This window comes from Thermoclostridium stercorarium subsp. stercorarium DSM 8532 (genome assembly GCF_000331995.1).
In the GTDB taxonomy this organism is placed as follows: domain Bacteria; phylum Bacillota; class Clostridia; order DSM-8532; family DSM-8532; genus Thermoclostridium; species Thermoclostridium stercorarium.
The window spans coordinates 2,704,464-2,726,725 of sequence record NC_020134.1; the positions used below are offsets into that span (position 1 = coordinate 2,704,464).

Below are 22,262 nucleotides of genomic sequence, written 5' to 3' on the forward strand. Positions count from 1 at the left end.
CACTAAGAAAAGAAAAACGCACCGCCTTCTTCCGGCAGGTGCGGACGCGTCGAAATTTTTCACAACCGAAAATACTGAAACTTATAAAAACAACCGTTCAAATCTTTATGCCTGTTTTATTCAGTTTTGTCTTCTGCCTCTGAACTGCTTTTTGCGGCTTTATTCGCAACTTCTTCCTCAACCAGCATTGTCTGATATTTTTCAAGTATCGCTGACTGAATTTTTGCGCGTGCTTCAGAATGAATGGGATGCGCAATATCTCTGAATTCTCCGCTCGGTGTTTTTCTGCTGGGCATCGCGATGAACATTCCATTCTGGCTTTCGATAATTTTAATATCGTGAACCACAAACTCATTATCGAATGTCACCGACACGACAGCCTTCATTTTTCCGTCCGTATCAATTTTCCTGATGCGGATATCAGTAATTTCCATTTCCGTACCACCTTCCGTATCCAAGTGTTGTGGTTGGGAAATTGCACACAAATTATGTAATTTCCCGTTATAGGTATTATTCGCCACAAATTAAATAAATCCTTCTTTTTTTCAGAATTTTATTAAAAATTTTTTCTTTTATTTACCATATTCCTTATGAATATGCTTTGTGTAAAAATATTAACTGATTTGCATATAATGTATATGGATCAGGTAAACGCTGGATTGGCCACCGGCTGTTTTTTATTAAAGGGGACAGACAAAGTGAAACATTGTTATGTTGTGAATAATCTGTATATATAGTATAATGACGTTGGTTTCTGTTTTTCGTTGTAGTGTAACAGAGACCTGAAGCGGTTATAATTATATATATGAATTTTTTGGGAAAACATCCCCTCCGATAAATATTTGAGGTGTTACTATGAGCGAGCTTTTGACGAGTTTATCCGGCAAAACCGTCCATATGGTTGGTATAGGCGGTATAAGCATGAGCGGTCTTAGCGAAATCCTATTAAGCATGGGTATTCATGTTACCGGTTCGGATGTAAAAAATTCACCTATTGTTGAAAGATTAAAACTTAAAAACGTTCCTGTATTTTTAAAACAGGAACCTTCCAATATTACAAACCAGGATCTTGTCGTTTACACAGCGGCAATGCCCACCGATCACCCTGAGCTTGAAGCCGCCAGAAAAAAAGGCATTCCCGTTATTGACAGAGCTACGTTACTGGGCGAAATCATGCGCAGTTACAAAAAAAGCATTGCCGTATCGGGAACCCACGGAAAGACAACAACCACTTCTATGATTTCCTATTGCCTGATGGAAGCCGAAAAAGACCCCACCGTTCATATAGGGGGAGTTTTTGATGTCATTGGCGGCACCACAAGGGTGGGTTCATCCGAATTCTTTGTTACCGAGGCCTGTGAGTATAAGGACAGTTTTCTGAAATTAAATCCTTATATGGCAGTCATTCTGAATATCGAACCCGATCATTTGGACTATTTTCATGACATCAACCAGATAGTTAATTCCTTTTCGAAATTTGCAGGCAGTGTGCCGTCTGACGGTTTTGTTATAGGGAACGCAGACAATGAACATGTTCTTCGGATATTGGGACAGCTTAAATGCAGAACCATAACTTACGGGCTGACCTCTCCGAAAGCTTACTGGACAGCCAGAAACATTACTTTCGACGAAAACGGTTTTCCGTCTTTTCGCGTGGTCTGCGGAAAGAAAAGCATAATGCGGATGAAACTGAGCATTCCAGGCCTGCACAACGTAAGCAACAGTCTGGCCTGTATTGCCGCGTGCAATGCGCTGAATATCCCGCTGGACATTGTACAAAACAGCCTGAGGAAATTCAAAGGAACGCGCCGTCGCTTTGAACTTAAAGGTACCATCGACGGAATAAAGGTTGTGGATGATTATGCCCATCACCCCACCGAAGTCATAGCCACCCTGAAATCCGCGCGAAGCTGTACCAGGGGTAAGGTTTTATGCGTGTTCCAGCCCCACACCTATACGCGGACAAAAGAACTGATAGACGAATTTTCGAAAGCCTTCACCCTTGCCGATAAGGTTTATGTTACAGATATTTACGCCGCAAGGGAGAAAGACAATGGAATTATTCATTCATCCGAGCTTGTCAGAAGAATCAACGAACATTTGAACAATGCGGTTTATATTTCTTCTTTTGAAGACATAGTTGATTCCCTTATTCACGATTCTTCCGCCGGCGATCTGGTTCTTACAATGGGAGCCGGTGATGTATACAAAGTTGGGGAAATGTTTCTTGCAGAAAAAAAAATCAGGGCGGTGGGATAGAACCTTACCGTTTCCGGTAAGGTTCTTTTCATCCCGTTTTACGCCATACCTTTGCCACAAGTACGGTCATATCGTCATCTATGTTCTCGTCATCCCCGCAGGCTTTTTTTAGCAAACTGTCGGCCATTTCCTGTGGATTTAACATATTTTTCGTGCTAATCACCCTGTCCAGGAATTTTTCTCCAAAACCTTCGCTGAGCTTTTCGTAAACGCCGTCGGTCATCATTATAATAAACTCCCCGTCGGTGATTTTTCTCCTCTCGCACTGAACTGAGCCTTCCCGGTGAAACCCCGCGGGAAGGTTGTCAATCCGTATGTAGTCCATGCTGTTTCCGCTTACCACCAGGCTGGGCACGGCGCCCATTTTAAAAAATTCGGTTTCTCCGGTGTATAAATCTATCGATGCCACATCCATAGTCGCATATTTTTCGGAATTCCTGGCAGATATCAGCATGTTCACAAGATTTAGCGACAGCCGTATTGAAACGCCGCAGTTCAAAAGCTGTTCAAACAGTCCTATTGCCGTTTCACTGAGTTTGTTTGCCTCCCTTCCGCTGCCCATCCCGTCGCTTAACGCCACAACGTACTTTCCGTTGTCGGTTTTCAGAAAAGAAAAAGAATCCCCCGAAACATTTGCCTTGCTTTTTTTCAGCCTTGATATTCCGGTTATTACTCCCAGGGCTTCCTTCTCCCTTAAAGATACAATGCACAGTTCCCTGCCGCAGTTTTTACAGTCGCCTTCATCCATCACCATATTAACGCCCAAAACTTTTGTCACCGTGTCTTCAATCAGTTTCCGGCACAGCTTATGACCTTTGCAGCGGTCAAACCAGATTTCGGCATGGAACCTGCCGTTTTCATCCCTTTTCACTTCTGCCTTCATTACGGGAAAATCACTTTTTCTAAGCAACCCCTCGATGTTTTTTTCCTCTTCGCTGAAAAACTTAATTTTGTTTACCACTTCAGCCGAAATGCCGGTAAGTATTTCCGAAACACAGTATATTTGTTCGGGTATAATACTGCGGCTTTCATATAATATTTTCTGCCAAAGCCTGTCCACGCGCTTTATTTCAATCATTCTTGAAAGGGCGTCAATAACCGGCCCGCTTTTTACGCAAAAAAACGCCAGTTCCTTTTCGGCCTCACCGACGGTACCGGTACCTTCCGACTGGATTGAATCTATAAGATCGCACATTACCCTGTAGGTATAATACAGTTTCATTTCCCAGCATACGCTTGCTTTGTTGCACGAACTGCATATCTTTTGGGTGAGTTGATCTATTATGGAACCGCAAAAGTCGTCCCCGTCGAACGAATAATCCTGCAACTGACGTTCCATGGTATGGGCAAGCCTGTAAAAAGCTTTTGACATGCTGCATATTTTTTCCGCCGCGTAACGGCGTATCCTTCCGGTTATTTCAGATTCGCCTTCGGGCTCGTCAATCCGGCTTTTTATCGACAAAACCTTTCCCACCCTTAAATCAGGAACAATCATGAACAGTACTGCCGGGATCACCGCCTCGGCAAAATACAGGGGCAAATCAGGATACAAAATTAAAAAAATAAACTGCAGCAGAATAAACGTACTTCCAGCCGTAAACTTCGAACCGCGAAACATCCCCGTCGCCATGCCGGCTATCGAATACGCTCCTGCAAGGGATATGAAAGAATCATTGGAATCCGACAATGCAAGCCCTGCCATGCATCCCGCACATGCTCCAAAACCCGGACCTAAATGCCTCGTGAGCATAAGGAGACCCAACCCTGCAATTATCCTGTCGATGCGGAACCATGCCACACCAATTCCGGATATGCCAAGGATAAAGGCACTTCCAAGCACAAGTATTCCGAGATACCCTGTGTGTTTCCGCATATCACGGCCCTGCTGCGTTAATTCCCCATCGTGAACAGTTGCTGAAAACACAACGGTCAGAATATATACAATAACAGTTTCTATGACAGTAATAATCAGTGATTCAAGTATTTGCCCGGTGATAATGAAAAGAAATATCCCAGTAATTACTGTGGCGGCGGAAATTAATAATGAATTCCTGAAATACCCCGGATTTTTCTCATCCCGAAAAAAAATCTTTCCAATCCATTCATAAAGCAGAATTATTGCGATTTGCCTTAATGATTCATAAAGATCTCCCCTGACAACATTCCAGAGGAAAATAAAAACTGCCATTAACACTTTAACAGCGGTGCCTTCTGATAAAGCTGCGTAAAAGGAAATGCCAAAAGGTCTCAGTACACCCAAAACGGTACCGTGAGATATTATTCCGCAAAAAGCCGACACAAACAGTTTTCTGGAAGTAAGGTTAAGCCTGTTCCATACTTCCGTCATCTTTTTGCCGGTAACCGCAATGCCACGGCTGTATACAGAAGTCCCTTTCATGTAAAACGACCTCCCGGTTTTATCATTAGTAAAACTGTATAAATTGATTATACAGATCACTAATGTCTTTCGGTGTCGTTTTACAGTTTTTCCCGGAAAATTTCCGGCTCAGTTTTTTTCAGGGACTATTCCAATATCCGCCGCTACCTTGTCAAAAGCGTCAATTATGCACCGGGAGCCCGACCAGTTCTTGCACGTACTGCATGATATGCCTTCTTCCTCATATATCCTCATTACAGCGCCCGAACCATACCTCCGCTGCCTGTAATGGCTGCAGTTTTCTCCTATGAGCCTGAGTTCGTCATAGAACATTGAACCGCTCAACACAATCCCCTCCCGACAATATGAGCATTCTTCATGAAGTATGCCCACTGCAGGGAAAAATTATGTCGCAGTCCATAAGAAAATCATCATAACAGCTTCAGTTTCGCAAAAGAAGCCATCATCCTTTTCAGACCATATTCGTCAAAGATTATTTCCAGTTTATAATCCGATCCTTCCCGTTCTTTTTTTATTACCGTGCCCTCACCGAACTTTTTATGTATAACACGGGCCCCGACTTCAATATCACAGGGATCTGTTTCCTGTGCCTGCGAAAACGACGCAGTACGCTGTTTCCACGTCTCGGCGCCGATTAACCGGTTATTCAGTACGGAAATGCCGTCGTTGAAAGGCCTGTTTTCAGCATAATCCAGCAATTCCGGCGGAATTTCGTCAATAAATCTGGAAGGTCTTGTATATGTTGTATTTCCAAACAGCATTCTTGTTTTCGCATAGGTAAGGTAAAGATTTTCCTTTGCTCTTGTAATCCCAACGTAGCAGAGCCTGCGTTCCTCCTCCATCTCGCTTTCCGAACCGAAGGATCGCATACCGGGGAAAAGACCTTCCTCCATACCCGTAAGAAACACCACCGGAAATTCAAGTCCCTTGGCGCTGTGCATTGTCATCAGCACAACCCGGTCATCCTCTTCGTTCAAATCATCCACATCCGAAACAAGGGAGATTTGTGCAAGAAAATCCTCGACGGTGGGATTTGTCTCTTCACTGTTATTTACAAACTCCACCGCCACCGACTGGAACTCCCGGATGTTTTCAATCCTGCTTTTTGCCTCTTCCGTTCCTTCGGCCTCCAGTTCGCGAATAATACCGCTTTCTTCAACAAGCATTCTAATCCATTCCACCAAATCCATATATGAAAGCATCGTCCTGAACCTTGCCAGCGTATCGGTAAATGATTTAAGTTTTTCCGCCGCCCGCGCAAGTTCCGGGAAATTTTCAGGCTGCACTATCACCGAATAAATGCTTACGCCGTGGGTTATCGCCAGTTGTTCGGCCTTGTCGATGGTGGCTTTGCCGATACCTCTTTTCGGCACGTTAATTATCCTCTTTAAGCTTATGTCGTCGTGCGGATTCTGTATAACCTTGAGATATGCAATAATATCCTTTATTTCCTTGCGATCATAGAATTTATGGCCGCCGATTATTTTATACGGTACACCGTTTTTCATAAACGCATCTTCAAAAACGCGGGACTGGGCGTTTATTCTATAAAGGACGGCAAAATCCCGGTAACTTCGTCTGCCTTTCCTTACTTCGCTTTTAATTTGATTAGCCACAAAGTAAGCCTCTTCCTTTTCGTCCAGCGCTTCATATACCCGTACCTTATCCCCTTCCCCGTTTTCGGTCCACAGTGTCTTGGGCTTGCGGCCAAAGTTGTTCTTAATAACGTTATTCGCCGCATTCAATATATTGGCCGTTGATCTGTAATTTTGCTCAAGCTTTATTACCCGGCATCCTTTAAAGTCCTTTTCAAACTCCAGAATGTTGCGTATATTCGCTCCGCGCCAGCCGTATATTGACTGGTCATCGTCGCCGACCACGCAGACATTCCTGTGCTTCTGCGCCAGCATGCTCACCAGTACATACTGGGCGGTGTTTGTATCCTGATATTCGTCCACAAGGATGTATTTAAACTTATTCTGATAATATTCCAGTACTTCCGGAAAATCATCAAATATTTTCAGAGTATACATTATAATATCGTCAAAATCCAGGGCATTGTTGGCCTTCAGTTTTTTCTGGTACAACTCATAAAGCCTTGCTATTTTGCTGAGCCTGAAATCCGAACCTGCCATTATGGCGTATTTTTCAGGATCAATCAGTTCATCCTTTGCCCTACCAATCTCCGCCAGCACCATTTTCGGCGGAAAAAGTTTTTCATTGTACTGAAGCTGGCTGATACAGTCCTTCATCAGTGTCTCCTGATCAGAAGTGTCGTATATGACAAAATTCCGGCCAAACCCGATGCGTTCTATTTCCCGCCTTAATATTCTTACACAGCAGGAATGAAAAGTACCCGCCCATACATCAAGGGCTTTTGTACCAATCAGTTTTTCAAGCCGTTCTTTCATTTCCCCTGCGGCTTTATTCGTAAAGGTGATCGCCAGAATGTTATACGGCGAAACTCCTTTTTCTTCTATCAAATAAGCAATACGGTGGGTCAGTACTCTGGTTTTCCCCGAACCGGCTCCCGCCAGAACCAGCAACGGGCCTTCGGTATGCAATACCGCTTCTTTCTGCTGTGGGTTCAATCCCTGAATAAGATTCATCGTATTCCTCCGATTACTTTTTTAATTTTATTCAAATTGTAAATTTATTATACAGGTTTATGTTCATTATTTCAAACAACCGTTCTTTTGTCTGATTTCCTTCACCGGCAAGTTAAGGTAACTTAATTCCTGCGTATCCTGTATGAAGCCTTAGAATGGCATTACCTCACTCTCTTTTCTACACGGATAAAATGGGATATAATATATAAGCCAAAAGCACAACGGAGGATAAAACACATGACAAGGACAGACATCCACGGTGTTAAAATCCATAACGTCACAATGCGCGAAGCCGTTCGTCTGATACAGACATGGGTCGAGGAGGAAAGCCGGGTTCCACGGGCGGTTTTCACTCCTAATTCGGAAATAATAATGCAGGCGCAGCGGGACCCGGAATTCAAAGAACTTCTTAATTCGGCCGATCTGTTGGTGCCTGACGGGGCAGGAGTGATACTGGCTTCAAAAATACTGAAAACACCTCTCAAGGAAAAGGTTTCAGGAATAGACCTGACCAAAAATCTTTTCAGGGAGTTTGCCGGGAAAAACATAAGTTTCTACATACTCGGCGCCCAGCCCGGCGTGGCCGAAATGGCGGCAGTGAATTTGATTGCCGAGTATAAAAAGATAAAAATAGCAGGGTACGACCACGGGTATTTCAAACCCGAGGAGGAAGATGACGTAATTCAGCGGATAAACAGTGCCAAGCCCGACATAGTTCTTGTCGGAATGGGCGCACCTAAACAGGAATACTGGATAAACAGGAATATGTACCGCCTTAACTGCAAGGTCCTTATAGGCATAGGCGGAAGTATTGACGTATTTGCCGGCAAGGCGTCATTAGCCCCTGAATTTATAAGAAAAGCGGGATTTGAATGGCTGTACAGGCTTATAAAGGAACCGCGAAGGATTAAGCGCATGATGGATTTGCCGCGCTTTTTGATTTTAACGTTAAAAAAACGTTTTTTCAGGAAAGTGTGATAAAATGGCCGGATTTTCCGAAAAACACGTTATGAACAAAAAACGGAAAACAGTAATGCTGACGCTTTCGGCAGCGCTCCTGCTGACCGCGCAGGCTGTAAAAAGGTGGGCCTCACAAAATCCGCAGCTTGTTGAAAAATATTTTTCAAGGGGAATTTATCCTGTAAGTTCCAAAATCCAGACATCTGTTGCAAATCTCTTTCCCTTTTCTCTTTACGAATTAGTCATAGTAATTCTGGTCATTTACGGGTTATACAGGATCGTCAGGCTTGTCCGCTCTGCTTTCAGGCGGGAATTTATCAGGGAGTTAACCGGTTTTTTTACCCTTGTGATTTTGCTTTTTTCCATTGGCATTTTTCTTTTTCAGTTCTTATGGAATCTTAACAATTACCGTCTGCCGCTTAAAGATCAGCTGGGGCTTGACGTAACCGGTAACTCAGTGGAAGCCCTGGCTGACACCTATGAAGCCCTGGTTCTGAGGGCAAACGACATACGCCGGACACTCTCGGACACCGGGGATACCGTCAGGACCGGGAAGAAAGTGAAAAACATTCTCGAAACTGCATGGGAAGGATATATTACGCTGGCGGAGCAGTATGACCTTTTTCATTCACAAAAAGTGAAAGTGAAAGGCCTCATTTTCTCCCGCATACAGACAATATCCGGATACACGGGTGTTTACAGTTTCATTACCGGCGAGCCGAACATAAACACAGAACCGCCGCTTGTTACCCTTCCCCACACGGCATGTCATGAAATTGCGCATCAGATGGGAATTACCTTTGAAGACGAAGCCAATTACGTGGCATTTCTGGCATGTAAAAATCACCCCGACGTACTGTTTCAGTACTCGGGGTATCTTTCGGCATTAACCTATACCGGAAATGCTCTATACAGAAATTCGCCCGAACTGTACGGCGAAATTTCCGGGCTTCTAAGTGAAAGCATAAAAAACGACCTGCGGGAAATACGAAACTTCTGGCACAGGTATCAGAAAGAAACCGCAACGAAAATCGCCGACAGAATAAATGAGACCTACCTTAAAAGCAATAATCAGCCCGCAGGGATTCAAAGTTACGGAAAATTCGTTGATCTCCTTATAGCCCATTACCTTAAAAACAATTCCATTTAGATTCATCTTTCGGGTGATTACTGTTTCAGGAGGTCAACCACGCGCGTTGTAAGTACATATACACAATCCATCGTAACCGGGGATTCAGGGGTTATTTTCCCTGCAATTTCATCGGGGATGATGTTATTTTCCTTCGCCGTAACACATGCATTTCCGGGCTCAAACGGAATATCCAGCGCTTTCAGCACTATTTCACAGGCTTTCTCTCCGGTAAGCAAGTTCTCGGTGGCATAAGGCCTTATACGGCTGTCAAGCTTCAGCGAATACTTTTCCGGTGCCGCCTTTACAATCAGATTTATAATTAATGTTACAAGGTTTTCCTGATATGCTTCCACATCAAAGAGGTAGTCATTATCCGGCCCGCCTGCCACAAGGCCGTATTTAACAAGCTCCTTCACCGACGGCCATGCCCAGTGCCCTTCATTTGGGTTCTTCTCGTCAAAATCCATAAGGGTTATTCCCGATCTTTTCAGCAACTTCTGATAATCCTCAAGCACATTTTCATCCGCATTGCACAGTTCGACAGGAGTTACATCGTTAATATAACAGTATGCCGCAGTTACTCCAAGGGCATGTCCGGCGGTAATACTTACCGGCATTCTGCCCGCGCTCGTTGCAGCAAGCGAGGAAAAGGAAGCCTTTCGTCCCGCCATAAGCAGGTTGTCATAATTTTTCGAAATGAAACATTCGAGGGGAATGCTGTAAACCACTGGATTTCCAAGTATATACGTGTATTCTTCCGACAATTCGGCACTTATAAATTTGTCGGCATCTATCGGCCCCGTCGCCATTACTATTTTTGTGGGAAAATTCCTGTTCTCGAGAATGTCTTCGACAGTCAGCGTGTACCTGCCTTCAAAATGCCTGTATTCAGGAATATAGAAACCGGCAGGTCCTGTCTTGAACGAACAGTTTTCAAACGGTACAAAAGCGGTCTTAAGAAATGCGGTAAGCATTTTAGCCTCGGTTAATGCGTCATTAAAGGCTTCGTTTAACAGTTCTTTGTTGGCGACATTTACCTGATGCACGCGTATTCCGCTTATGACCACTTCATCATTGGGCTGGCCTATAATGCTGATATTTGAAATCCTTATTCTGCTGCTGTGTTTCTGATACTGGCTTAAAACCTCCTTAAAATCCTGCAAATTCTGACTGTGCTTGCTGATACTCTGAACATCGTCCCACGAAACGTTTGATAATACAAAATTAAACTCCACAGGCATAAACGCATTCGGTACATTTATGTCCTCGGAGCCGACAAAATACGGAACCCCGCACAGAATCAGCAAATCCCCGTTCTCCGTAGCGTCTATGAAATAAGGGGCTTTTATTGTTTCAGTCATTCCGTCATGCCGGAACGAAACCGACTTTACCACGTTTGCCTCTGTTTCGGCAGACAAAAATTCGGCATTATACAAAACCGTGATATTAGGCTCTTCCGCAAGCATCTGCCTCACGGTAACGATATAATCCTCGTATGAAAAATTCCCGCCCGTGTCTCCGAACAGCTCGGTATATATACCGGTATTTAGGTTTGTTTTCTTTTTGTTTATAACCGCATAGTCAGGAGAAGTGTATGTAATCATTGCAGACTTTATATAACTTCCGGGATCCGGGTCCTCGGTCACCACCAGTGTTTCTATTCCGATCCTTGCCGCAGACAGTGCTGCCGCAATTCCTTCGGGCTCGGTTCCGAATACAACCAGCCCGTATTCGTTATCATTCCTTGAAAAACTGGTTTTCCGTATCCGTTTTTCAAGCTCCTGACCTGTTATAATAGGGAGGATTCCAAACCTGAAAGTCAGAAAAAACAGCACACAAACTATTAAGTTCCGTATTATACGTTTCCTGTCCATAGCAATTACACCGACACCAAAAATTCACGCCTTACTGAACAGAATAACTGCCACGGATTAGCATGTAAGCCTTATCCGAAACCACCTTGACACCTCTTCCGTCATCACGGGAAGATATCAACAGATGCTGGTTGGGAACCTTATCACCTGTAACCAGATCCTTAGCTCCGGTTACATCGGCAAGGCCTCCGCTCATACCCGAAATAGCCGTGGTTTCTCCGCTTCTGACTATTATTTCCGAGCCTGCGCCAAGCACAACCACCTGCCCTTTTGTTGCTTCAACAACCACAAACCCGCTTTCAAGGGCCTGTATTCTCTGTATAAGCTCCAGATTTTGCTTCTCCAGGCTCTGGATTTTCGTATATGCGTCGATTATAAGATTGGTGAGATCTCTTATATCGGTTCTGAGATTATCGATGACTTGCTCATCAACGCTTCCGGTTTGCTTAGAACTTCCTGTGGATTTACCGCTTCCGATTTTTTCCGCCAGTTTCTGGATTTGTTCGTCAACATAACTTTTTGTCACGAGAGGATCAAATTCACTACCGGGCTGCGCCGACGTCGCCGCGTGTGCAATGATTACTGTTGAGAGAATTGCCGCCAGTGCCATTAAAATATAAAACTTCCTCTTCCTCTTCATCTTTTGTTACCCCCTGCATCAAAATATAACTCCCGCTTATTGATATATTATTGCCAAAGGCCTTTTTCAGACCTTTGGCAGATTAACTGATGGATTCTTCAGTTCGGGCCTCGTTATGAGCTTCCGCTGTATGTATTTCTACTGCATATAATTGGTTCCGAGGCCAAAACTGGTGCTTAGCGCTTCATTTACTTTCTTCATGATGTTTTCGTCCAAATGGCCTGTTTTTTCACGCAGCCTTCTTTTGTCAATCGTCCTGATCTGTTCCAGTAAAATAACCGAATCCTTGCTCAGTCCATACATTTCTCCAGGTATCTCTATGTGGGTCGGAAGCTTGGTTTTGTTGAGTCTCGATGTTATTGCCGAAACAATTATGGTAGGACTGTATTTGTTTCCCACGTCATTCTGGATAACGAGCACAGGCCTTACACCACCTTGTTCCGAACCTACTACTGGACTCAAATCCGCATAGAAGATATCCCCTCTTTTAATCTCCATACAACCACTCCTCCGTGCTGGATTTGACCCCACTGGTATCCGATTTCCAATTTAATTTCATTATATTTTTTTTCGTAGACCCCGTCAAATTAAATGTGCATTACATAAATTTTTGTCATCACTGTTATTTCTATCTATAATTAAGTATTACAATTTTTTAAAAGTTTCATACATTACCATATGACAGAAATTGTACAAAGGTTATTAAAAAGTTTGCCTGAGGTAATTCACCACATTGACAACCTTTCCGCCTCTTAAATAAACCCGTGGGATCCTTTTTCCTATCAGACATACAACCTCGTAATTTATAGTATTGCAAAGCTCCGCTATCTCTTCAACGGTTATCCTGTTATTTCCCTGAACACCGAATATCACCGCTTCATCTCCTGTCTTCACTTCCCCGTCTATATCCGTGACATCAACCATGCACTGATCCATACAGATCGTCCCCACGATAGGGGCATACTGCCCATGTATCAACACCCGGCCTTTGTTTGAAAGAAGCCTTGAGAAACCGTCAGCATACCCTATCGGCAATGTCGCTATGCGGCTTTTCCGCTTTGTCACGAATGTCCGGCCATAGCTTATCGGCGTTCCTTCCTCCACTTCCTTGACATGCACAACCTTTGCCTTCAGCTCCATCGCCGGCCTGATGTCAATAAGTTTCCTGTCCACCTCGTCGGACGGATACAGTCCGTAAAGAATTATGCCGGGCCGCACCATGTTCAGATGCAGGTTTGGGTATTGGATTACAGCGGCACTGTTGGCAATATGTTTCACGGGAATTAATATTCCTATCCGGTTAAGCTCCTGGACAATGCTTTCAAAGCGTTCGAACTGGAGCCTCGTATATTCCGGGTCGGCTTCATCGGCCGAAGCAAAATGGCTGAACAGTCCCTCTATAATTATACCCGGAAGTTCGCTTATTCTAACTACGTCTTTTACCGCACCGTATCCGGGCTTAAAACCTACTCTGCCCATTCCGGTGTCTATTTTTATATGTATTTTCGCCTGCCTGCCCAGCTTAACCGCGGCATCGGACAAAGCTTTTGCAAGCTCATGGCTAAAAACCGTCTGTGTAATGTTATATTTAATAATATCTTCGGCTCTCGACGGTTCGGTATAGCCTAACACCAGAATTGGAACCTTTATACCAAACTCCCTTAACTGGATTGCCTCGTCCAGCATTGAAACCGCAAGCCTGCTTGCTCCGTTTTCCAAAAGAGTGGGAACCGTTTCAAACACGCCATGGCCATAAGCATCGGCTTTAACCACCGCCATTATTTCAGTCATTTTACCTACTCGTTTTGCCACTTCCCTTACATTATGCGCTATATTGTCCAAATTGATTTCAGCCCATGCCCTGTAATAGTTAAAGCTCAAAACACGTCCTTCCTTCCCTATTTTTATTCGCATGATTGAAAGATTTTATGAAGCCTTTCCTCTGCATGCCTTTTCCAAAGCATATTCCCAATCACATAAGGTATGACGGGCGGAATTTCACCCGCCCTGTAACCCGCCTGGCCGTAGCTTTTTCCGGCAAGCACTTCCCCGCATCTGCCATGAATGAATACGCCAAGGCACGCGGCCATTTCCGGGGTCACACGCATACCCGCAAACGAGCCTATCATGCCCGCAAGGACATCCCCCGAGCCTGCAACCGCAAGGCAATTATGGCCGCTCGTGTTAATATAATATTTCCCGTCGGGACATGCTATAACCGTTCCCGCGCCTTTCAACACCACCACGGCACCGGTGTTCTTGCTCAGTTCTATGGCTTTCCTGCATCTGTCCTTCTGCACGCTTTCGGTACTTAACCCGCAGAGCCGTGAAAATTCCCCGGGATGGGGTGTAAGTATTGCAGGGGCTTTTCGTTTTTTCAGCACTTCAATGTCCAGCACGTTAAGCGCGTCGGCGTCTATCACAACAGGTACCGGGCAGTCGGCAACAAAACCGTTTACAAGCCGCTGTATTTCCGGCGCAGCGGACAAACCCGGTCCTATAACCACAGTGTCCATGCCTGCCGCTCTGTTTAGAAGAAAATCAGTTTCGGTATCCGATATAATCCCGTCGTTGTCTTTCAGCGGGATTAAAACCGCTTCCGGAACAGTGGTTCCGTAAATTGGCGAAAGAGACTGCGGCACGGCCAGATATACAAGGCCGGTGCCTGTTTTGAAAGCCGATAACGCGGCAAGCGTACCAGCTCCCGTCATTCCTTTAGAGCCGGTTATGATCATTACCTTTCCAAATGTACCTTTATGCCCGTCTGCGGGTCTTTCCGGAATATACCGAAGCAGAAAATCTTCATCGAGAAGTTCGCCCGCAATGGCAGCCTGTTCTATCGCCTGTGGGGGTATACCGATATCGGCGATGACAATATCACCCGAATACTCCCTGCCGGGATACTGATAAAGCCCGGGCTTTGGCAACGAAAAAGTAACGGTTTTTTCGGCCTTAACAGCTATACTGCAAATCTGCCCGGTTTCCCCGTCAATCCCTGAAGGAATGTCTATTGAAAGCACTCTTTTTCCGCTTTCGTTTATTATCGAGATAACATCGGCATAAAATCCTTTTATTTCCCCGCGAATTCCTGTTCCGAAAATACCGTCTATGATAAGATCCGAACCGTTTATAATCTCCTTTAATTCTCCAGCCGAATGGGAATTTGTACAATACCTAATGTCGGCATTCAGCTTCTCCAGAATATTCAGGAACACTCCGGCATCGCCGGATACTTTATCCCGTTCTGCGAGAGATATTACCGTCACGTCAAACTTTTTCATCAAATGTCTTGCGGCGGCGAAAGCGTCCCCGCCGTTATTTCCCTTTCCTGCTATAAGGGTTATTTTTGCAGAACCGCATTCCCGAAGCATCCCGGCTGCGGCTTTTACCACGTTCAGCGCCGCATTTTCCATCAGGATTATACCCGGAATTCCGAATTTTTTTATCGCAATTTCATCGATTTCTTTCATCTGAGCGGGTGTCGCCAGTTTCATATCGGAACGCCTCCGTACTGAAAATATTGCAGCTTTGCCGTTTTTTCCGCACCAATTTTAATTATACTAATGTAAATATGCCAAATCAATTTAGCCGGGCAGCTTATCGCCGGTATTTCCTAAATTCATGTTTAGCCTGCCGTTTCATGTGGTAAGTGATAATATGTACGAATTTCTAAATTAAAAAAGGGGAGTGTTCTGAATATGAAAAAACTGTTTAAATGTACGGTATGCGGTTTTGTATATGAAGGAGAAGAAGCTCCGGATTATTGTCCGAAATGCGAACAGCCGAAGGATAAGTTTGTGGAGCTGAGCAAGGAGGATGCCGATAAAATTTACGCTTCCGACCGCACAAACGACATCCATATGGAAATAGTTGAGCTCTGCATGAGAATAATCAAGTTATGTGAAGAAGGCATTCAGATCAATCTCGACCCGCCATGCGTATCCCTGTTTAACAAGGCAAAGAAGGAAGCATGGATAATCAAGCAGCGTTCTAAGGCAGAACTTGCAAGCCATATGAATAAAGGCAAATTCTGATAACGAAATTCCTTGTGGGTCTGCCGTTAATGTATTATAAAATGGAAAAAGGAACAAAAGCAGGTTTGCCGTTCGGCAGAACCTGCTTTTCCATGTTTGAACCGATATAACAAGGTGGAAAATTTCGTTGCCGGGTAAATCCGGTCATTCTTTGATTGTAGTATACATAAAGTACTTGTATCCAAGGGGGGAGGAATAAAAACCGTCCAGTTTTTCGCTCTTGAGATATATGTCAACGTAATAGTAAATAGGACACACAACCCATTCGTCAAAAAGTATGTCTTCTGCTTTATGCATAAGTTCAATTCGTTCCTTCCTGTCCGAAGAAGACTTGATACGCCTTATCAGCTCGTCGTACTCCGCATTTGACCATTGGGCGTCATTATTTCCGCCGCCGGTTATCCACATGTCAAGAAAACAGATGGGATCATTGTAATCGGCGGTCCAGCCGTTTCGCGCCATATAGTATTCACCGTTTTTGCGCGTATTCAAAAAAGTGTTCCACTCCTGTGAAGTCAGCGTTACATTTATCCCTATTTCCTTCCACATCGACTGAAGAGCTTCGGCTATCAGCTGGTGTCCCGTTCCCTCGTTGTAGATATATTCAATGGTCGGAATGCCCTCCCCGTTCGGGTATCCGGCATCGGCAAGCAGTTTTTTTGCCTCCCTCAGGTTTGCTTCATAAGCTTCTCCTGAAGGATCGTAATAGTTACCTCCAACTTCACGGAATTCCTTTGTGGGATCCACATCGAAAAGCCCGGTGGGAACAAAGGCGCCTGCAGGCTGCTGACCGGCTTTTCCTATGTTCTTCACTATATATTCCCTGTCTACTGCGAGTACAAGGGCTTTTCTGACCATGGGATTGTTCAGCGGCGGTTTGGTTACGTTAAAACTGATATAGTACGTACCCAACTGTGCCTGCAGATTAAATTCAGGTCTTCCCTTCCATGCATCAATTTCGTCAGTTGGTATAGAGTCGGCAAACAATATCTCGCCGTTTTTAAATGCCGCCATAATGGCATTGTCATCCGACATCAGCATAAACCGGATTTTGTCGGGTCCGGTTATTGAAGAAGCATTCCAGTAATTCGGGTTCTTTTTTAAAAGAATGTATGAATCATGCACCCATTCCTCGAGCATGTACGGTCCATTCCCAATATACGTTTCAGGTTTAAGCGTCCATGTATCAGGGTTTGCCTCGACTATGTCCTGCCTTACGGGGAAAAATGCCGGGAAGGCGCACAATTCAAGGAAATACGGGGTTACCGCCACCAGTTTCACAACCAGCGTCCTGTCATCAGGTGCGGTAACGTTCAGTTTTCCTTCGTTATAGCCCTCGATACATTCAAACATATAGGCATAGTCGGCGCCGGTTTCGGGGCTAATCGCTCTGTTCCATGAATATACAAAATCATGGGCTGTTAAAGGTTTTCCGTCGCTCCATTTAAGTCCCTCACGTAGTTTAAAAGTGTATGTCAGTCCGTCGTCGCTGACAGTATGGGATTCTGCCTGAGCATAAACAGGAGTGCCGTTTTTGTCAAGAGTGGTTAATCCTTCAAACATGTGGATCAGCATTGTGGCCACATCGGAAGCGGAATTCAGTGTAGGGTCAATGGTATCCGGTTCCGAGCCGACATGCACTGCGAGCTCGACAGGTTTCGGAGTGGGTGTGGCACCTCCCTGCCCCTGCCGGTTGTCGGTTCTGCAGGAACTTAGCAGAATGCTTGTTATAAGGACAATGGACACAAGAAACAGATTTTTTCTCAAAACCTTTTCACTCCTTTTAACCGTTTAATGCGAACCTTGTATTGTATTAAAACCAGATTGCAGCAGAACCAGTTTTCGCTACAGTATAAATATTTCCAGTTTTTATAAGGTTCATACATAGACTTGTACATATTAAAACCGTAATTAAACGTTTATACCTATGAAACCGGCAACCAAAACACAAAAAACGTGCTGAAACCGTTAACCCGGGCATCACGGAAAAGGGAACACAAGTGCTTTTCATTACTATTACCATAAGAAACTTTTACTATCTTGTTTTTGACTGTACCCTACCTGAACACATAAAAAATAAAGAGACGGTTTCTGTCTACTAAAACCGTCTCCTTTGTTTTTTATTTTATATAATGGCAGGCGGCGTAATGGCCTTTGCTTATTTCGGTCAGCTTAGGTTCCTCCGCGCTGCAGCGTTCATCAGCGTAAGGACAGCGGGTGCGGAAAGGGCATCCTCCGGGCGGATTTAACGGGCTTGGTACATCCCCGTCAAGAATAATTCTTTTCTTATTTCTGCCGGATACCGGATCGGGTATCGGGACGGCGGATATAAGCGTTTTGGTATACGGATGCACGTTATGGAACACAAGTTCATGGCTTTCGGCAAGCTCCACAAGTTTTCCGAGGTACATTACGCCTATCCTGTTGCTGATATGCTTCACAATTGAAATATCATGAGCAATAAAAAGATATGTCAGACCCATTTTTTCCTGCAGTTCCTCGAACATGTTTACTATCTGGGCCTGTATCGACACGTCAAGGGCCGATATGGGCTCGTCGCAGACAATAAACTCGGGATTGACCGCCAAAGCCCGGGCAATGCCAATCCTCTGCCTTTGCCCTCCCGAAAATTCGTGAGGATAGCGACTGGCATGTTCACTGCTTAAGCCCACCTTATTCAGCATTTCCATAATCATGTCGTTTCTTTCCTTTTTTGAACCCGCCAGTTTATTAATATCAATGGGTTCACCTATTATATCGCCTACGGTCATTCTCGGATCAAGAGAAGCGTACGGATCCTGGAACACAATCTGCATTTTCCGGCGGTAAGGCTTCATGTCAGCCTTTGTTATATCCACGCCGTCATAAATAATTCTGCCACCGGTGGGCTCATAGAGGCGCAGCAGCGTCCTTCCGGTGGTTGTTTTCCCGCATCCCGACTCACCTACAAGTCCAAGGGTTTCACCCTTGTTTATATAAAAGGATACGTCATCAACGGCTTTAATGTATTTTTTGCCGAAAAGACCGTTTTTTACAGGAAAATACTGCTTTAAATTCCGGACTTCCACTAAAGGGTGCGCCGGAATTCTAATTTGCTTTTCGGTTGTCCTGTCCATTTTCGCGCCTCCTTTCCCGTTCGAAAGATTCCTTCTGCAGCATCCAGCATGCGCTTTTATGGGTCTGGGTAATCTGTGTAAACTCGGGCATCCTTTTCAGACAAATCCTCATGCATTTTTCGCACCTTGGAGCGAACGGGCATCCCGCCGGAGGGTTAAGCATGTCCACCGGTGTCCCGTCAATGGGTATAAGTTTTTCGTGCTTTTCTGAATCAATTTTCGGTATACTGCGTAAAAGACCCTTCGTATATTCATGTTTCGGGTTATAAAAAATTTCGTCGGTGGTGCCTTCCTCAACGACCTTTCCCGCATACATCACCGCTATCCGGTTGCACATGCTTGCGACAATGCCAAGATCATGAGTTATCATAATGATTGACATGTTTATCTTGTTTTTAAGCTCTGTCATCAAATCTATAATCTGTGCCTGTATCGTAACGTCCAGAGCGGTTGTGGGCTCGTCGGCGATCAAAAGCTTTGGCTCACATGCCAGGGCCATGGCTATCATCACCCTCTGGCGCATCCCCCCCGAAAGCTCATGGGGATACTGTTTCAGCCTCTTTTCAGGCTCGTTTATTCCCACCAGTTTCAACAACTCCACGGAACGCTCGTATATTTCCTTTCTGCTCAAATCGGTATGCAGCCTTAAAACCTCACGTATCTGATTACCTATTGTATAAACGGGATTTAACGACGTCATGGGATCCTGGAATATCATGCTTACTTCCTTGCCGCGGATCTTTCTCAGTTCTTTCTCCGACATTTCATTTATACGGTGTCCGTTGAAATCTATTGTCCCGCCGATGATTTTCCCCGGATAGGCGGTAATCCCCATTATGGCCGAGGCGGTAACCGATTTCCCGCTTCCGCTCTCGCCCACAATACCCAGCACGTCTCCCTCCTGCATGCTGATGGAAACGTCGTTCAGGGCTTTTACCTCTCCTGCGGGGGTGAAAAAAGAAAGTCTTAAATTTTTTATATCCAATAACGTTTTACTCACATTACCCCTCCTGATTCTTGAGTTTAGGATCAAAAGCGTCCCTGAGTCCGTCTCCCAAAAGATTGAAGGACAGGATAATAAGGCTTATCATTATTGCGGGCGCCAGTAACCGGTGGGGATATGAGGTAATACCGCCTATTGCCTGGGACGCAAGAGAGCCAAGGCTCGGCATCGGCGCAAATACTCCCAGCCCCAGAAAGCTTAAGAAACTCTCCGTAAATATCGAAGACGGTATCTGTAATGTGGTTGTCACAATAAGCGTCCCAATGCTGTTTGTCAAAAGATGCTTTCTTATAATTCTGCTGCCCGAAGCCCCCAACGCCTTTGCAGCCACCACAAATTCCTGTTCTTTCAGCATAAGTACCTGGCTTCTTACAATCCTTGCCATTCCAACCCAGTACAGCAGCGAAAACACGACAAATATGCTTATAAGTCCAATTCCGACGGTATTTATCCACCCAAAACCCTTAACATTGTCCGAAAGTTCCTTCAGGGGGTATTTCAGCGTTACAGAAAGCAGTATTATAACGAGAATATCAGGGACGGTATAAATAATGTCCACCGTTCTCATCATAATCATGTCGATTTTGCCGCCGAAATAACCGGCTATGGCGCCGTAAACCGAACCTATTACCAGAATTATCGCGCTTGCCACAATTCCGACCAGCAGCGATATTCTGCTCCCGACCATAATTCTAATCATCAGGTCACGGCCAAGGCTGTCGGTGCCAAGAATATGCGGAAATACTTTTTCCCCCGCTTCAATCCGCTCCATTTCAGCATCGGAATATTCCATAATGCCCAGGTTTTCACTTCCCCGTATCTGCTGTTCGTAGGAATACGGGTAAAAGTACGGAACAATAAACGCAAAAATCATTATCAGTATAATAACAACAAGCGATACCATCGCCAGTTTGTTTTTTCTAAGCCTTCTGAAACCGTCTTTCCAGAAGCTCACACTTTCCCGCATAACAACAAGGCTCTGTTTTTCCGCATCGTCCGCAGGCAGAAAATCAGAAACATCAAGTTGAAAACTGAAAGGATTTTTCATTTTCTCCATCTCAGTCACTCCCTCCTACTTCAGTTTGATTCGCGGATCTATGATTTTATAGGCTATATCCACAATCACATTCAGAGTAATAAGCAAAAATGCGAAGAAAATCGTCGTTCCCATTATAAGCGGATAATCCCTGTCGGTAATGGAGCCGACAAACTGGCTCCCCAGACCAGGTATTGTAAATATTTTCTCCACAACAAAGCTTCCCGTAAGAATACCAGCCAGCATGGGCCCGAGATATGTCACAACAGGAAGCACGGCATTGCGGAGGGCGTGCTTGAACAATGATTTAAAACGGCTTAAGCCTTTGGCCCTTGCAGTCCGCATATAGTCCTGTCCCAGAACGTCCAGCATGCTCGAGCGCATTAGCCTTGAAATATATGCAGTGGGATAAAAGGCAAGGGAAACCACAGGGAGTATATAATGCAACGGCGAAGTAAGGCCAAATGTAGGCAAAACATGCAGTTCCACGCCAAAAAGGTACATCAGCACCGTTGCCACAACAAACCCGGGAACGGCTATACCCAGCGTGGAAACAAACATTATAAGCCTGTCAAACCATTTGCCTCTGTTCAGTGCGGCAACAGCTCCCATGGGTATACCCACGAGAATTGCCAGCGCAACGGCCATTAATCCCAGCCTTGCAGAAACGGGAAATCTTGTTTTTATAATATCGTTAACTTCCTGACCTCGCATTTTCAGTGAAGTACCCAAATCCCCGTGAAGCAGCCTTTTCATGTAATTCACGTACTGGACCCCTATTGGCTGATCCAGTCCGTATTTTTCCTCAAGTGCCTTCAATGTCTGCGGTGAAGGCGCCTTTTCGGAAAGAAACGGGCCTCCCGGAACCAGATACATCAGGAAAAAGGTCAGCGTGGCAACCAAAAACAAGGTAACCACGGCAGATACAATTCTTTTAATTATATATGCACTCATGAATGAACACCCCTCAATAAAGCAAAAAACCGTTTCTTCAACAAAAATAAAAACAGCCCCGTGCGGACATAATAAATATTTATATTTTTTACATGTTGCCGCCCGTTGTTTTCAGGAATAAAATAAAAACTCAAACGGTATTGAAATCAGAATATAAAAATGCCTTATACCTGATTTGCATGTTTTTCATTATACTTTACATAACGTTATCTGTCAATTTAACCAGGTAATATAATCCATGGTAATT

18 protein-coding genes are annotated in these 22,262 nt (G+C 44.6%); 4 read left to right on the top strand and 14 right to left on the bottom strand.

The features are described 5' to 3' along the window. Positions 1-116 precede the first annotated feature (116 nt). Positions 117-434 carry a septation regulator SpoVG gene (gene spoVG, locus CST_RS11700; protein WP_015360136.1) on the bottom strand — a complete coding sequence of 106 codons (318 nt, stop codon included), beginning with the start codon at positions 432-434 and terminating at the stop codon, positions 117-119. A gap of 421 nt (positions 435-855) precedes the next feature. Between spoVG and murC the strand changes: the two genes are divergently transcribed. Further along, positions 856-2,259: a UDP-N-acetylmuramate--L-alanine ligase gene (gene murC, locus CST_RS11705; protein ID WP_015360138.1), complete on the top strand. Its 1,404-nt coding sequence runs from the start codon at positions 856-858 to the stop codon at positions 2,257-2,259. A gap of 28 nt (positions 2,260-2,287) precedes the next feature. On the opposite strand, the gene CST_RS11710 is transcribed toward murC, so the two are convergent. From CST_RS11710 to pcrA, 3 genes are all read right to left on the bottom strand, one after another. Then, positions 2,288-4,657, bottom strand: a complete 2,370-nt coding sequence (locus CST_RS11710) for a SpoIIE family protein phosphatase (RefSeq protein WP_015360139.1) — start codon at positions 4,655-4,657, stop codon at positions 2,288-2,290. Positions 4,658-4,765: 108 nt separating this feature from the next. After that, entirely contained in the window at positions 4,766-4,984 is a 219-nt protein-coding gene (locus CST_RS11715; RefSeq protein WP_015485151.1) for a hypothetical protein, read from the bottom strand. Between the two features lie 83 nt (positions 4,985-5,067). Next, the gene (pcrA, locus tag CST_RS11720; RefSeq protein ID WP_015360141.1) at positions 5,068-7,266 is read right to left on the bottom strand and encodes a DNA helicase PcrA; all 2,199 of its coding nucleotides are present in this window, start codon (positions 7,264-7,266) and stop codon (positions 5,068-5,070) included. A gap of 237 nt (positions 7,267-7,503) precedes the next feature. On the opposite strand from pcrA, the gene CST_RS11725 reads away from it, so the two are divergent. Both CST_RS11725 and CST_RS11730 read left to right on the top strand, forming a co-directional pair. After that, entirely contained in the window at positions 7,504-8,244 is a 741-nt protein-coding gene (locus CST_RS11725) for a WecB/TagA/CpsF family glycosyltransferase (RefSeq protein WP_015360142.1), read from the top strand. Between the two features lie 31 nt (positions 8,245-8,275). Next, positions 8,276-9,376: a DUF3810 domain-containing protein gene (locus CST_RS11730; RefSeq protein WP_169316004.1), complete on the top strand. Its 1,101-nt coding sequence runs from the start codon at positions 8,276-8,278 to the stop codon at positions 9,374-9,376. A gap of 17 nt (positions 9,377-9,393) precedes the next feature. Here CST_RS11730 and CST_RS11735 read toward each other — a convergent pair whose 3' ends face one another. The 5 genes from CST_RS11735 to CST_RS11755 form a co-directional block, all read right to left on the bottom strand. Then, entirely contained in the window at positions 9,394-11,232 is a 1,839-nt protein-coding gene (locus tag CST_RS11735; RefSeq protein WP_015360144.1) for an FAD-dependent oxidoreductase, read from the bottom strand. A 31-nt stretch (positions 11,233-11,263) separates the two neighbouring features. Continuing rightward, entirely contained in the window at positions 11,264-11,872 is a 609-nt protein-coding gene (locus CST_RS11740) for a hypothetical protein (RefSeq protein ID WP_015360145.1), read from the bottom strand. A gap of 138 nt (positions 11,873-12,010) precedes the next feature. Next, positions 12,011-12,370 carry a type II toxin-antitoxin system PemK/MazF family toxin gene (locus CST_RS11745; protein ID WP_015360146.1) on the bottom strand — a complete coding sequence of 120 codons (360 nt, stop codon included), beginning with the start codon at positions 12,368-12,370 and terminating at the stop codon, positions 12,011-12,013. Between the two features lie 204 nt (positions 12,371-12,574). Next, entirely contained in the window at positions 12,575-13,786 is a 1,212-nt protein-coding gene (alr, locus tag CST_RS11750; RefSeq protein WP_015360147.1) for an alanine racemase, read from the bottom strand. Further along, positions 13,777-15,366 carry an NAD(P)H-hydrate dehydratase gene (locus CST_RS11755; protein WP_015360148.1) on the bottom strand — a complete coding sequence of 530 codons (1,590 nt, stop codon included), beginning with the start codon at positions 15,364-15,366 and terminating at the stop codon, positions 13,777-13,779. The genes alr and CST_RS11755 overlap by 10 nt, the downstream gene beginning before the upstream one ends. A 204-nt stretch (positions 15,367-15,570) precedes the next feature. Between CST_RS11755 and CST_RS11760 the strand changes: the two genes are divergently transcribed. Then, a complete protein-coding gene (locus CST_RS11760) occupies positions 15,571-15,906 on the top strand; it encodes a rubredoxin-like domain-containing protein (protein ID WP_015360149.1) in 336 nt (111 codons plus the stop codon). A gap of 144 nt (positions 15,907-16,050) precedes the next feature. Here the strand turns inward: CST_RS11760 and CST_RS11765 are convergent, their stop codons facing one another. The 5 genes from CST_RS11765 to CST_RS11785 form a co-directional block, all read right to left on the bottom strand. After that, entirely contained in the window at positions 16,051-17,673 is a 1,623-nt protein-coding gene (locus tag CST_RS11765) for a peptide ABC transporter substrate-binding protein (RefSeq protein WP_015360151.1), read from the bottom strand. Positions 17,674-18,026: 353 nt separating this feature from the next. Continuing rightward, the gene (locus CST_RS11770) at positions 18,027-19,022 is read right to left on the bottom strand and encodes an ABC transporter ATP-binding protein (RefSeq protein ID WP_015360153.1); all 996 of its coding nucleotides are present in this window, start codon (positions 19,020-19,022) and stop codon (positions 18,027-18,029) included. Then, positions 18,994-20,022: an ABC transporter ATP-binding protein gene (locus CST_RS11775; protein ID WP_015360154.1), complete on the bottom strand. Its 1,029-nt coding sequence runs from the start codon at positions 20,020-20,022 to the stop codon at positions 18,994-18,996. Before CST_RS11775 ends, CST_RS11770 begins: the two co-directional genes overlap by 29 nt. 1 nt (position 20,023) lies before the next feature. Continuing rightward, positions 20,024-21,082 (bottom strand): ABC transporter permease, encoded by a 1,059-nt coding sequence (locus tag CST_RS11780; RefSeq protein ID WP_015360155.1) that lies wholly within the window; start codon positions 21,080-21,082, stop codon positions 20,024-20,026. 15 nt (positions 21,083-21,097) lie between these two features. Continuing rightward, on the bottom strand, positions 21,098-22,015 hold the full coding sequence (locus CST_RS11785; protein ID WP_015360156.1) for an ABC transporter permease: 918 nt from the start codon (positions 22,013-22,015) through the stop codon (positions 21,098-21,100). Positions 22,016-22,262: the final 247 nt, after the last annotated feature.

Bases quoted from the DNA above. Each gene is read 5' to 3' on its own strand.
- spoVG (WP_015360136.1), bottom strand. From the start codon at position 434: ATGGAAATTACTGATATCCGCATCAGGAAAATTGATACGGACGGAAAA.
- murC (WP_015360138.1), top strand. From the start codon at position 856: ATGAGCGAGCTTTTGACGAGTTTATCCGGCAAAACCGTCCATATGGTT.
- CST_RS11710 (WP_015360139.1), bottom strand. From the start codon at position 4,657: ATGAAAGGGACTTCTGTATACAGCCGTGGCATTGCGGTTACCGGCAAA.
- pcrA (WP_015360141.1), bottom strand. From the start codon at position 7,266: ATGAATCTTATTCAGGGATTGAACCCACAGCAGAAAGAAGCGGTATTG.
- CST_RS11725 (WP_015360142.1), top strand. From the start codon at position 7,504: ATGACAAGGACAGACATCCACGGTGTTAAAATCCATAACGTCACAATG.
- CST_RS11730 (WP_169316004.1), top strand. From the start codon at position 8,276: ATGAACAAAAAACGGAAAACAGTAATGCTGACGCTTTCGGCAGCGCTC.
- CST_RS11735 (WP_015360144.1), bottom strand. From the start codon at position 11,232: ATGGACAGGAAACGTATAATACGGAACTTAATAGTTTGTGTGCTGTTT.
- CST_RS11740 (WP_015360145.1), bottom strand. From the start codon at position 11,872: ATGAAGAGGAAGAGGAAGTTTTATATTTTAATGGCACTGGCGGCAATT.
- CST_RS11745 (WP_015360146.1), bottom strand. From the start codon at position 12,370: ATGGAGATTAAAAGAGGGGATATCTTCTATGCGGATTTGAGTCCAGTA.
- alr (WP_015360147.1), bottom strand. From the start codon at position 13,786: ATGCGAATAAAAATAGGGAAGGAAGGACGTGTTTTGAGCTTTAACTAT.
- CST_RS11755 (WP_015360148.1), bottom strand. From the start codon at position 15,366: ATGAAACTGGCGACACCCGCTCAGATGAAAGAAATCGATGAAATTGCG.
- CST_RS11760 (WP_015360149.1), top strand. From the start codon at position 15,571: ATGAAAAAACTGTTTAAATGTACGGTATGCGGTTTTGTATATGAAGGA.
- CST_RS11770 (WP_015360153.1), bottom strand. From the start codon at position 19,022: ATGGACAGGACAACCGAAAAGCAAATTAGAATTCCGGCGCACCCTTTA.
- CST_RS11780 (WP_015360155.1), bottom strand. From the start codon at position 21,082: ATGGAGAAAATGAAAAATCCTTTCAGTTTTCAACTTGATGTTTCTGAT.
- CST_RS11785 (WP_015360156.1), bottom strand. From the start codon at position 22,015: ATGAGTGCATATATAATTAAAAGAATTGTATCTGCCGTGGTTACCTTG.